The 11,966-nt window shown below is 68.1% G+C and carries 14 protein-coding genes; 8 read left to right on the top strand and 6 right to left on the bottom strand.

Annotated elements, in window-relative coordinates; genetic code table 11:
* Positions 1-193 precede the first annotated feature (193 nt).
* The 5 genes from G154_RS12495 to G154_RS12475 form a co-directional block, all read right to left on the bottom strand.
* Positions 194-808: a DUF3887 domain-containing protein gene (locus G154_RS12495; protein WP_019513324.1), complete on the bottom strand. Its 615-nt coding sequence runs from the start codon at positions 806-808 to the stop codon at positions 194-196.
* A 52-nt stretch (positions 809-860) separates the two neighbouring features.
* Positions 861-1,052, bottom strand: a complete 192-nt coding sequence (locus G154_RS12490; RefSeq protein WP_023985223.1) for a ferredoxin — start codon at positions 1,050-1,052, stop codon at positions 861-863.
* 5 nt (positions 1,053-1,057) lie between these two features.
* Entirely contained in the window at positions 1,058-2,263 is a 1,206-nt protein-coding gene (locus G154_RS12485; protein ID WP_023985224.1) for a cytochrome P450, read from the bottom strand.
* Positions 2,264-2,272: 9 nt separating this feature from the next.
* Positions 2,273-3,010: an alpha/beta fold hydrolase gene (locus G154_RS12480; RefSeq protein WP_081650000.1), complete on the bottom strand. Its 738-nt coding sequence runs from the start codon at positions 3,008-3,010 to the stop codon at positions 2,273-2,275.
* A gap of 79 nt (positions 3,011-3,089) precedes the next feature.
* The gene (locus tag G154_RS12475) at positions 3,090-5,066 is read right to left on the bottom strand and encodes an MMPL family transporter (RefSeq protein ID WP_019513320.1); all 1,977 of its coding nucleotides are present in this window, start codon (positions 5,064-5,066) and stop codon (positions 3,090-3,092) included.
* A gap of 58 nt (positions 5,067-5,124) precedes the next feature.
* Here G154_RS12475 and G154_RS12470 point away from each other — a divergent pair, with 58 nt between their 5' ends.
* Positions 5,125-5,589, top strand: a complete 465-nt coding sequence (locus tag G154_RS12470) for a MarR family winged helix-turn-helix transcriptional regulator (protein WP_019513319.1) — start codon at positions 5,125-5,127, stop codon at positions 5,587-5,589.
* On the opposite strand, the gene G154_RS12465 is transcribed toward G154_RS12470, so the two are convergent.
* Positions 5,576-7,144, bottom strand: a complete 1,569-nt coding sequence (locus G154_RS12465; RefSeq protein ID WP_023985225.1) for a Na+/H+ antiporter — start codon at positions 7,142-7,144, stop codon at positions 5,576-5,578. The genes G154_RS12470 and G154_RS12465 overlap by 14 nt on opposite strands.
* 24 nt (positions 7,145-7,168) lie before the next feature.
* Here G154_RS12465 and G154_RS12460 point away from each other — a divergent pair, with 24 nt between their 5' ends.
* From G154_RS12460 to G154_RS12430, 7 genes are read left to right on the top strand one after another with little or no spacing between them, the layout of a single operon-like run.
* Complete coding sequence (locus tag G154_RS12460) at positions 7,169-7,468, top strand: UBP-type zinc finger domain-containing protein (RefSeq protein ID WP_023985226.1); 300 nt, start codon at positions 7,169-7,171, stop codon at positions 7,466-7,468.
* A gap of 24 nt (positions 7,469-7,492) precedes the next feature.
* The gene (locus tag G154_RS12455; protein WP_045546421.1) at positions 7,493-8,521 is read left to right on the top strand and encodes an ATP-grasp domain-containing protein; all 1,029 of its coding nucleotides are present in this window, start codon (positions 7,493-7,495) and stop codon (positions 8,519-8,521) included.
* Positions 8,518-8,961: a hypothetical protein gene (locus G154_RS12450; protein WP_019513315.1), complete on the top strand. Its 444-nt coding sequence runs from the start codon at positions 8,518-8,520 to the stop codon at positions 8,959-8,961. The genes G154_RS12455 and G154_RS12450 overlap by 4 nt, the downstream gene beginning before the upstream one ends.
* A gap of 16 nt (positions 8,962-8,977) precedes the next feature.
* Complete coding sequence (locus tag G154_RS12445; RefSeq protein ID WP_019513314.1) at positions 8,978-9,409, top strand: rhodanese-like domain-containing protein; 432 nt, start codon at positions 8,978-8,980, stop codon at positions 9,407-9,409.
* Between the two features lie 8 nt (positions 9,410-9,417).
* The gene (locus G154_RS12440; RefSeq protein ID WP_019513313.1) at positions 9,418-10,626 is read left to right on the top strand and encodes an O-succinylhomoserine sulfhydrylase; all 1,209 of its coding nucleotides are present in this window, start codon (positions 9,418-9,420) and stop codon (positions 10,624-10,626) included.
* Between the two features lie 12 nt (positions 10,627-10,638).
* Positions 10,639-11,043: a hypothetical protein gene (locus G154_RS12435; RefSeq protein WP_019513312.1), complete on the top strand. Its 405-nt coding sequence runs from the start codon at positions 10,639-10,641 to the stop codon at positions 11,041-11,043.
* A 5-nt stretch (positions 11,044-11,048) separates the two neighbouring features.
* Positions 11,049-11,957 carry a LysR family transcriptional regulator gene (locus G154_RS12430; RefSeq protein WP_023985228.1) on the top strand — a complete coding sequence of 303 codons (909 nt, stop codon included), beginning with the start codon at positions 11,049-11,051 and terminating at the stop codon, positions 11,955-11,957.
* The last annotated feature ends 9 nt before the right edge of the window (positions 11,958-11,966 follow it).

Raw genomic sequence — 11,966 nt, 5'->3', positions numbered from 1 at the left:
TCGCAGTGCCGTGCGGTGACTTCGGCGATCGCGGCCAGCCGCCGGGCCGCCGCGGCCGCCTCAGCGCGGGTGGCATCGGTGACCTCGGCGATGAGCTCCTCATCGCTCAACCCCGACCGTTCGAACATGTGTTCTATACTACTCGCGGCCCCGACAAGTGAAATCGACCGACGAAACCCCAGCTCAGTAGCCTTCAGACCGCCGCGGCGTCCGGTGTCAGCAGGAACAGCCCGGCGACCGTCTGGTCGTCGCGGAAGGTGATGCGCGCGACGTAATCGCCCGCTTCGAACCGGAGCGGCGTGTTCGTCGTGGTGAAGTCACCCGCGCGCATCATGTCGACATCGCCGTGGCCCCCGTAGGCCCCGGCCAACCCGACGATGTGAACCCATGCTTCGGCGAGCCCGGCCTCGGTGAGCCGATCGCGCATGGTCTCGTCGAAGCGTGCGCTGACATCGGCCCACCGGGCGTTCGCGAGATCATCGATGACGGCCAGCGTCAGCTCCGTGGCCTGCGGAAGTGGGGTGGTGTTCATGGCTTGTCCTGTCCGTGGATCGATCGGTTTGCCGAATCGCTGGAAAGCGGCCTGGCGGGTGATGCCGAGTGCATCGCCGACCTGCTGCCAGGTGTGACCCGCGGTGCGGGCCCGCTGCACGGCAGCGGCCAGCAGACTCTCGGCGTCCTCTTTGACCTCGCGTGCGATGCCCACCGTCGCAAGTGGGTCTTGGTCGGCGCTGAGGATCGGCGCAGCGACCAGTTGGCCGAGTCTGCGATGCAGTAGTTGGGCGGCGGCGAACGGCGAATCGGTCATGCTGTCAATGATGCCTTGACAAATGCGCACCTGTCAAGAAAATCTTGACGCCCTATTCGATGGCGGTGATCGCCCCCGCCGGGCACAACTGCGCGGCACGACGGGCGCGCGTTTCCTCATCGGCCGGAACATCGGCGGCGAGCACCACGACGATGCCGTCGTCGTCCTGGTCGAACAGGGCGTCGGCGACCATCACGCAATTACCCGCACCTATGCAGCACTCCCGGTCGGCCTCGATGTGCATCGTCGTCACCACCGCACCGACAGCGACCGCAGGCCGTAGATGAAGTGGAACGACCGGTAGTCGATGTCTTCGGCAGACTCGGCGACGGCCAGTGCGGGGAAGCGGCTAAACAGCGCGGGGAAGGCGATGCGCATCTCCATCCGCGCCAGCGGGGCGCCCAGGCAGTGGTGGATCCCGTGTCCGAACGCCAGATGCCCTGCGGCGCCGCGGTGGATGTCCAGTTCGTCGGGAGAATCGACAAAGGCGGGATCGCGGTTGCCGGCGGGCAGGGAGGCGAAGACCAGCATGCCCGGCGGTATCGTCACCCCCGCGACTTCCACCTCGCCGGTGGTGAATCGCGGAATTGCGTGGTGCACCACCGAAAGCCAGCGCAGTAGCTCTTCGATCGCCGGGCCGATCGCGTCCGGGTCTTCACGCACCATGGCCAACTGCTCCGGTGAGCGCAGTAGCGCCAATGTGCCCAACCCCAACATGTTCGATGTCGTCTCGTGCCCGGCCAGCAGCAGAAGCCCTGCGATGCCCACCAATTCGTCGTCACTGAGTTCCGCACCGTGATCGCGGACCAACATGCCGAGGATGTCCTCACCCGGGGTGCGACGCGCCCGGCTCACCAGACTGTGCATGTACTCGCGGCTTTGGCGCTGCAGTTCCATCCGCTCGGCTATCGGCAACGCCAGGTCGAGCTGACGGGCCGAGCGTTGCTCGAAATCGGGCCGGTCCTCGATGGGGACACCGAGAAGCTCACAGATCACCAAAGACGGTACCGGCAAGGCGAATTGGGATATCAGATCGGCAGGTGGGCCGGCGGCCTCCATGGCGTCCAGGCGATCCTCGACGATTTCGGCGATCCGAGGCTCAAGCCGTTTCATCCGCCGGATGGTGAACTCGGGAGTGAGCATCCGGCGCAGCCGCTGATGCTCGGGCGGATCGAGCCCGAGCAGATTCCCGGCGCGGGCGCGGGCGAGCTCCTCGTCGGACATCGGCGGCGCGCCGGGAAGGGCGAACCCCGGCGGTCGGGAATTGGAGAAGTGCTCGTGATCTGCCAGGACCGCTTTGACGTCCTCGTACCGGGTGACCAGGTACACCGGATTGCCCAACGCGCTGACCACCGACTGAACGCCGGCTCCGTCGCGGATCTCGCCGAGTTCAGGTACCGGATCGAAACCGTTGCGCCGCATGTGGACCGGTGGCAGCATTTGGCTGGCTGTCATGTCCACACGCTACGCGCCGAGGATAAAGTCCGAGATCAGGGCGTTGACGAGCATCGGATTCTCCAAGGCCGCCAGATGGGCGACCCCGTCGAGGACCACGCTCGACGACCCAGGGATCGCCGCGGCCATCGCCAGCGTCTCGGCCACCGGGAACGTCGCGTCCTCCGCTCCGGCAACCACCAGCACCGGTGTGCGCACGCTCGCCAGCAACTCCCGCTGGTCCGGTCGGTCCGGCACCACGCTGGTCACCGCCCACGAACAGGATTCGATATCCACCGAGTGAGCTGCCGCGCGCACATACCCGACCACGTCGGGACGTTCCCGCAGGGTCGTCGGGCCCAGAAAGGCCTTGACCACCTCACGGGTCAACGGGCCGCGGATGCCACCGAGCAGCTTGGCCACCCGCAGCAGCGCCCCGTACTCCAGGCGCTGCCGCCATCCGGCGGCCGAGGCGGTGCAGTTCATCAACACCGAGAATCCGGCCCGGTCGGGATGCAGCGCGGCGAACGTGCCGCCGATCATGCCGCCCCACGAATTCCCGACGAAATGCGCCTGATTGGCACCCACCGCGTCCAGGACGTCGACCACGCACTGTGCGCAGTCCTCGAATGTGAACGGTGCGGCGAGCTTTTCGCTCGCACCGTGACCCGGTGGGTCGATCAGGACGACCTTGAAATGATCGCGGAACGCCGCCGCCTGCCCCGACCACATGTCGCCGGTCATCAACAGGCTCGGCCAGAACACCATCGTGTCGCCGGCTCCGTCGACCTGGATCCGCAGCCGCCCCAACCGCGTCGAGACGTTTCGTGATTCCACGGCTCACACGTTAACGTTCCGGGCGCAGCGCCGGCCACCAGATGCGCGGACCGATGAGGGTGAACAGTGCCGGGATGATCACGGTGCGCACCACGAAGGTGTCCAGCACGATGCCCAACCCGACGATGATGCCGATCTGGGTGAGCACGATTAGCGGTAGCACCCCCAGCACGCAGAACACCGCGGCCAGCACGATTCCGGCGCTGGTGATCACCGCACCCGTCGCCGAGACGGCGCGCACGATGCCCTGCCGGTTGCCGTACTGCGGGGTCTCTTCCTTGGCGCGCGTCACCAGGAAGATCGTGTAATCCACGCCGAGGGCGACCAGGAAGAGGAAGGCGAACAGCGGAGTTCCGTTGTCCAGTGCGGGGAAACCGAACAGGTGCACACTTGCCCACCCACCGAGGCCCAGTGCGGCCAGCGCGCTCAGCACGGTGACCGACACCAGGATCAGCGGTGCCAGCAATGAGCGCAACAGCACGAACAGCACCGCCAGCACCACCGCGAGGATGGCGGGGATGACCACCATGCGGTCGTGGCGGGCCGCGGCGGCCGCGTCCCTGGCCTTGGCGTCGGAACCGCCGACGAGGGCGTCCGGACTGACCGCGTGCACCGAACTACGCAGGGCGTCAACAGTATCGAAGGCGGCGTCGGAGGCGGGCTCGGCCTGCAGGACCGCCGACCACTGGGTCAGGCCGGTATCCGATTCGCCGGTCGGTCGAGCCGACACCACCCCGGGTGTCTGCCCGATCGCCTGGCTGACCGCGGCGGCATCCGAACTCGGGGCGATCACCACCGTCGGGTCGGTCAGACCGCTCGGGAAGTGCTGCGACAGCGTCTCGAAGCCGGCCACCGACTCGGCCTGCACGCGGAACTGCTCGGTCTGGGTCAGCCCGACGGGGGTGCCGACCAGGCCGAGGCACAGCGCCGCCAGCGCGGCCAGGGCGCCCCCGGAGACCCAACCGGGTCGCTGCGCAACCCACGAGGCGATCCGATGCCAGGCCCCGTTGTCGGTGAGCGCCTTGTTACCCACCTGCGGGATGAACGGCCAGAACAGCTTTCGGCCGAACAGGCCCAGGAAGGGCGGTAGTACCAGCAGGACGAAGATGGCGGCGACCACCAGGCCGGCGGCGGCCTGCACGCCGAGGCTGCGGTTGCTCGGCGCGGTCGCGAAGGCCAGCGTCAGCAGTGCCAGCACGACCGTGGCGTTGCTGGCCAGGATGGCCGGGGCGGCAGCCCGCACCGCTACCCGCAGTGCCTCGCGATGGTCCGCGCGTGCGCCCAGTTCCTCGCGGTAGCGCGAGATGAGCAGCAGCGCATAGTTGGTGCCCGCACCGAAGACCAGCACGCTGGTGATACCGCCGGTCGAACCGTCCGGACTCAGGCCCAGGCCCGCGGCCACCGCGGTCCCGACCACCGAGCCGACCCGGTCGGCGAAGGCGATCACCAGAAGCGGTACCAGCCACAGGATGGGGGAGCGATAGGTGACGATCAGCAGCAGGGCCACCACGGCGGCTGTGACCGCGAGCAGGGTGAAGTTGGCTCCGGCAAAGGAATTCGCGATATCGGCGCCGAAGGCGGGGCCGCCGGTCACCTCGGCCTGCAGGCCGTCGGGCAGGCGTTGCGACGTCGAGATGCGCAGCTCCTGCACGGCATCGTCGAGGGCGAACCCGGAAAGGTCGGCGGGCAGCGGCGCCACCGACAATGCCGCCTTGCCGTCCTCGGACACCTGTGCGCCTGGCCCGGCCGCGGCGATATCGGCCGCGCCGAGCGGCGTGCCGTCCGTGCGGCTGAACACGATGATCGCCGGCGCCTGATCGCCCCCGGGGAACTGGGCGCGCAGGGCGTCGACGCGCGCCGACTCCGCACCCGCCGGCACGGCCACCGGAGACTGCGATGCGGAATCTCCGCCGCTGAGCAGCGCCATTCCGGCACCCGAGGCCAGGATCACGAGCAGGGCAACAAGCCACGAGAGTCGACCGGACATGACATCAAATATTTCAGATACTTAACTAATAATCAACCCTTGCCGATATGATCGCGGGGTGACACGTGAGGACCTGGAGCGGTTGATCGCCGGTGACGTCCGCGCCCTGACCGCCGAGTCCGACCAGATCGGTCACGAGTTCGCACGTCGGCATGATGTGAGCGCCAACGACTTCCGGGCGCTGCTGCACGTGATGGTCGCCGACGCCGCGGGGGAGCCGCTGACGGCCGGCGAGCTGCGCAAGCTGATCGGAACCTCGGCGGCCGCGGTCACCTACCTGGTGGAGCGGATGATCGCCTCCGGACATCTTCGTAGGGAGGCTCACCCGAAGGACCGGCGCAAGGTCATCCTGCGCTACGACGATCACGGGATGGCCGTCGCGACCGACTTCTTCACCCCGCTGGCGAAGATCAACTCCGCGGCGCTGGCGGATCTGCCCGACAGCGATCTGGAGGCGGCGCACCGGGTGTTCACGGCGCTGGTCGGTGCCATGCACCGGTTCCGGACGGTCAACGACGGTTGAGAGTGGCCTCCTCGAGGTCGAGGCCGCGCAGCACCTCGCGCAGGACCTCGTCGTCGATGTTGCCCGCGTCGCGTTCGGCGATGAACACCGCTCGCTCGGCGGCCAGCATCTCCAGTCGCAGGCTGCGGAACGTCGAGGCCGGGCTCTGCCCGATCTCCTCCTCGCTGCGCCCCAACCGCTCCCAGGCCGCGTTGCGCCGCGCGGTGTTCCAACGGCGCAGCACATCGGCTGCGCTGTCCTGGATCGCGTTGCCCTCGGCGCGCTGCTGCTCGAGCAGCTCGTCGAGCCGGTCGGCCGCCGCGCGGGCCGCCTTGTCCTGGGCTGCGGCCTGCGCCAAGGCATCCGAACGCGCGTCGTCACCCTCGACACCGAACCGTCGGATCACCCACGGCAGCGTGAGACCGTGCAGCAACAAGGTGCCGACCACCACCGCGAAGGTCAGGAACACCAGCTGATCGCGGCCGGGAAAGGCGTCCCCGGACAATGTCGTCATCGGCACACCGAAGGCGGCGGCCAGCGATACGACCCCGCGCATCCCGGCCCACGCCACCACGAACGTCTCGCCGACCGACGGCCGTGGCGAGCGCAGGTAGGCGAAGGCATACACCCACACCAGACGCACCGCGATGGTCGTGCCGAGCACGGCGAGCGCCGACATGGCGATCCTGGCCGGTGAGAATCCCGCCAGCTGGTCCACCACGCTGGGCAGCTGCAGCCCGATCAGCAGGAAGGCGAACGACTCCAGGATGAACTGCAGCGCCCGCCACACCGCGTCGTCCTGCAGCCGGGTGGCATACCCGGCGTGGGTCGTGGTGCGCCCGCCGAGCAGCACGGCGGCGGTGACGACGGCCAGCACGCCGGAGGTGTGCGCCTCCTCGGCCACCAGATAGACGACGAACGGCGCCAGCAGGCCGATGGCGCTTTCGACGACGGGATCGTCCAGGCGTGCGCGCACGAACGTGATGCCCGAACCCGCGAGGGCTCCGACCACCACACCGCCGGCCGCGGCCAGCACGAAGGTGCCCAGTCCCGACGCCCACCCCGTCGATGCACCGACCGCCGCCGCCAACGCGACCTTGTACGCCGTCAGCGCCGTCGCGTCGTTGAGCAGGCTCTCGCCGCCGATCAGCGTCATCACCCGCCGTGGCAGTCCCAGCCGACGGCCCACCGCGCTCGCGGACACCGCATCCGGCGGGGCCACGATCGCCCCCAGCGTCAAAGCCGCGGCCATGGTCAGCTCCGGGACCACCCGGAACGCCACCAGCCCGACCACCAGCGTGGTGACCAGCGGGAGGCCGACCGCCAGCGAGCCGATCGCGCCCGCGTTCCTGCGCATGTTGAGATAGCTGCTCTCCAGGCCTGCCGACCACAGCAGCGGCGGCAGGATCACGAACAGCACCAGATCGGGATCGAGCTCCACACCGTCGAAACCCGGGATGTACGAGGCAGCCAGACCCGCCACGACCAGCGCCAACGGCGCCGACACGTCGAGGCGGCGGCTCACCGCGGCCAGCAACACGGCGGCCACCGATACCGCCAGTACTGTCACTCCCACCGCATCCACCTATCCTCGGTCACCATGCTCAAGCGTTCACGACGGCAGTCGCCGACTCCGCTGTGTGAGCATCTCCAGGCGATACCCCACAGCGCTGAACCGGCCCCGCTTACTCCCGGCAAGTGCCAGGAATGTGCCGAGCACGGCGAGAACACGTGGGCCCACCTGCGGATGTGCCTGTCCTGCGGTCACATCGGATGCTGTGATTCCAGCCCGCACCAACATGCCACCGCGCATTTCCGCGAGACCGGCCACCCGGTGATGTGCAGCATCGAACCGGGTGAGTCGTGGCGGTGGTGCTATGTCGACATCCGGCTCGGCTGAAAAATCTGGCAGGCTGGGATGGCGATGACAAGGCACGCCGAAGACGCTGACCCCCACGCCGACCCGAGGGCGCCCGTGGTGCTGCTGCGCGAACCCGGTGCGACCGGCCGCGAGCAGGCTCTGTCCTTCGCACGGCTGGGCGCCGTGGTCACCACGAATCCGGCCGACGACGCCGATTTCGTGGTCACATCCGAGCTCGACCTGGACCGCGAGGGGTTACGCAGGCTGGCCGCCGACGAGCTGGGGCTGCCGACCGCGCCGTTCTGGTTCGCCGGAACGGCCGCGGAGCTGGCCGCGATCGCCGAGCACGCGGGCTTCCCACTGGCGGTCACCCCGGTCGCCGACGAGGCGGACACGGGGCGATCGGTGTTGTTGCGGCCCGAGGATGTCGGTCCGGCCTGGGACCGTGCCGTCGCCGCCGGTCACCAGCGGGTGATGGCCGAAACGGTCGTCGAGATCGACGACCAGGTCACCCTGCTGACCGTGCGCACCGCCAGCGCCGCCGGTCCGGTGGTGCATTTCTGCGAACCGATCGGACACCGGGTCGCCGACGACGGCACCGTGTCGGCCTGGCAGCCGCACCGGCTGGCCCCGGCCGCGCTGGACGCCGCCAAATCGATCGGTGCGCGCATCGTGAACTCGCTGGACGGTCGCGGTGCCTACGCGGTGGAACTGCTGGTGCGCGGTGACGAGGTGTACTTCGCCGATGTGCGGCCGCGCCCCGTCGACGCCACCCTGCTGACCCTGCGCACGCACCGATTGTCGGTCTTCGACCTGCATGCGCGCGCGGTGCTCGGGCTTCCGGTCGACACCATCATGGTCTCCCCGGGTGCCGCTGTGGTGGGCCGGGCAGGCGACGCTGTGCTCGACGTGGCCGCCGACAAGGCCACGGCGCTGGCGGTGCTGGCGCAGGCCCACGAGGTGGCCGAAAGCGATGTCTGGCTTTTCGGTGACGGGCTCGGCGCGGCATTCGCCACCGCCCAGGACGTCACCATCGCGCGTGACCGTGCGCAACGCACCGCGGTGTCGCTGCGTAGACTCTGGCAGTCGTGAGCGGCGACGAAGCAGACCGGGACAGGCCGACGGCGACGCCGTTCCTGCTGGCTCTCGTCATCATCGTGGTTGTGATCACCGCGATTCTTGTCATCAACCGCGGCGAGGGTGACGGTGATCCCCAGCAGATCGGCCGCGTGGTGGTCGCCCAGAACGACGCCCTGCAGCGGCAGGACTATCAGGCGTTCAAGGCCAACACGTGCGCGGCCAAGCAGGGCACCGAGAAAGAGGTTCTCGACCGGCAGCGGGATTCGGTTGCCAAGCACGGTGATCGCTATGTCGACGGGACGGGAAACATCGCCGTCGTCGGCGATACCGCCACCGCCACCGTCAAGTATCACTTCGGCACCGCCGACGAAACGGACACCCAGGTCAGCGCCGACATGATGTTCACGCGCGAGGACGGTCAGTGGAAGGTCTGTTCGCAGGGTCCGGCCTAGCCGTTACGGTAGTGCTGTGTCCACATCCGAGAGCCCGGGTTACGCCGGTGACATCACGCCCGAGCAGGCATGGGAGCTGCTGTCCGACAATCCCGAAGCCGTCCTGGTCGACTGTCGCACCGAGGCGGAGTGGCGGTTCGTCGGCGTTCCCGACCTCGCCCCGTTGCGGCGCGAGGTGGTCTTCGTGGAGTGGAACAGGACCGACGGCTCGCGCAACGACGCCTTCATCGACGATCTCGGCAGGTCAGGTATCGCCCCTGGGGCGCGGCCGGTGGTGTTCCTGTGCCGCTCGGGTAATCGATCCATCGGCTCGGCGCAGGCCGCGACGGCCGCGGGTATCGGGCCGTCCTACAACGTGCTCGACGGTTTCGAGGGCAACCTCGACGAGAACGGTCATCGCGGTGGTACCGGATGGAAAGCCGTCGGCCTTCCCTGGAAGCAGAGCTGAGAGCAGCCATGAGTGACGTTCCCTCCGTGCGTATCCCCGCACCACTGCCCGACGGCGTCAGCCAGGCCACCATCGGCGTGCGCGGCGGCCTGCTGCGCTCGGGCTTCGAGGAGACCGCCGAGGCCCTGTACCTGACCTCGGGCTACGTCTACGAATCCGCCGCCGACGCCGAGCGCGCGTTCACCGGTGAGATCGACCGGTATGTGTACTCGCGCTACGGCAACCCCACCATCTCGATGTTCGAGGAACGGTTACGCCTCATCGAGGGCGCCCCGGCGGCGTTCGCCACCGCCACCGGCATGGCAGCGGTGTTCACCGCGCTGGGTGCACTGCTGGGTGCCGGTGACCGACTGGTCGCCGCGCGCAGCCTCTTCGGATCGTGTTTCGTGGTGTGCAACGAGATCCTGCCGCGCTGGGGGGTGGAGACCGTCTTCGTCGACGGTGACGACCTGTCCCAGTGGGAGGAAGCGCTCAGCGTGCCGACCCAGGCCGTGTTCTTCGAAACCCCGTCGAATCCCATGCAGTCACTTGTCGATATCGCCGCGGTCGCCGAGTTGGCGCACGCTGCGGGTGCAAAGGTGGTGCTGGACAACGTGTTCGCCACCCCGCTGCTGCAGCAAGGGATCCCGCTGGGGGCCGATGTGGTGGTGTATTCCGGTACCAAACACATCGACGGCCAGGGCCGCGTCCTAGGTGGCGCCATCCTTGGTGACAAGGAGTACATCGACGGCCCGGTGCAGAAGCTGATGCGCCACACCGGCCCGGCGATCAGCGCCTTCAACGCCTGGACGCTGCTCAAAGGCCTTGAGACATTGGCGGTCCGGGTCGACTACGCGAACCGCTCCGCGCAGCGGGTCGCCGAGTTCCTGGAACAGCAGTCCGGTGTGAACTGGGTGAAATACCCGTTCCTACAGTCACATCCGCAGTACGAGCTGGCGCAGCGCCAGATGCGCGGCGGTGGAACGGTGGTCACGTTCGAGGTGGACGGCGGCAAGGATGCGGCCTTCAAGCTGTTGGACAAGCTGCGCGTCATCGACATCTCCAACAACCTCGGCGACGCGAAATCGTTGATCACGCACCCGGCCACCACAACCCACCGGGCGATGGGTCCGGAGGGGCGGGCGGCGATCGGTCTCGGTGACGGCGTGGTGCGTGTCTCGGTGGGCCTGGAGGGCACCGAGGACCTGATCGCCGATCTGGGCCAGGCGCTGAGCTGATCGGGATAGTCGATGTCCAAGGGATCGGATGCGAAGAAGGCGCGTCGCAAGAAGCGTAAGACGACCGCTGACACACGGTGGGTTCCCGACGCGGTGATAGAGCAGCTCTCGGCCATCCAGGATGCGGTGGTCGCCGACCTTGCGGAGTTCGACGAGCGAATCACCGAGCGCGGCTGGATCTTCGACGAGGAAGAATCCGATGACGACTACGCCATCTGGTTCTTCGAGCCGTCCGGTGCGGTGGTCGAGGACGGCATCTCGGTCACCTCGTTGTGGCTGGACGCCGCCGAGGACGGTGCACTGGTTCACGTGACCTTCGTCGGAACCACCGATAAGCACAGCTTCACCCACGAGGAGCTGTTCGACCGACTCGACGCCATCGAGTCCTACCGGAACGGCGAGCCGATCCCGGAGTGAGTGACGTGACGTTGCGGCAGCTCCGCTACTTCGCCGTGCTGGGGGAAGAGCTGAACTACCGCCGCGCCGCCGAACGCCTGTTCATCACCCAGCCCGCGCTGTCCACCGCGATCAAACAGCTCGAGCACCAGTTCGGTGTGGTGCTCTTCCACCGCAACACCCGCGAGGTCACGCTGACCGATCTGGGCGCGGCGTGGCTGCCCCAGGTGCACCAGGCGCTGTCGGGGGTGGAAGCCGTCGTCGATAACCTTTTGCTGCTCTCGGGCACCCGGCGCGGTGTGTTGCGCGTCGGCTACCTGATCGGCACCGGAGCCGACCTGTTGTTCCGATTGGTCCGCCACTTCGAGTCCGCCTATCCCGAAGTGACCGTCGAACCGATCGAGTTCGATTTCGCCGATCCCACCGCGGGCCTTGCCGACGGGAGCACCGAGGTCGCGATCATCCGCCCGCCGGTCGACCTGCCAGAGCATCGCGTGCTCATCCTGGATTCCGAGTCGTGGGTCGCGTGTCTGCCGCGCGATCACCGGCTGGCCGACCGCACCGAGGTCGGGATCGCCGAGCTGCTCGACGATCCCATCGTCTGCGCTCCGCTCACGGCCGGAACGTGGCGGGACTATTGGCTGGCGATGGACGTCCGGGGCAACCGGCCACCGACCATCGCCGCCGTCGCCGCGACCTACGAGGCCGAGACGACGGCGATCGCGCGGGGACTCGGGATCAGCTTCACCACCTCCTCGGTGGCGCGCTTCTATGACCGCCCGGGCATCGTCTATGTGCCGATTTCCGACCGTCCGCTCAGTCATACCGCCCTGGCGTGGAACCCCGCGGCTCTCACGCCGCAGGCAGATGCGCTGGTCAGGCTGGTGGAAGCGCGTTGGGGAGTCGGCGGCGCCGACACTTCTGCCCAGGACTGATAACTCTTG

This window comes from Mycobacterium sp. VKM Ac-1816D (assembly GCF_000416385.1).
Lineage (GTDB): Bacteria > Actinomycetota > Actinomycetes > Mycobacteriales > Mycobacteriaceae > Mycobacterium > Mycobacterium neoaurum_A.
Note: the sequence above shows the minus strand (reverse complement) of the source record. Positions and strands in the feature narration are given on the sequence as shown.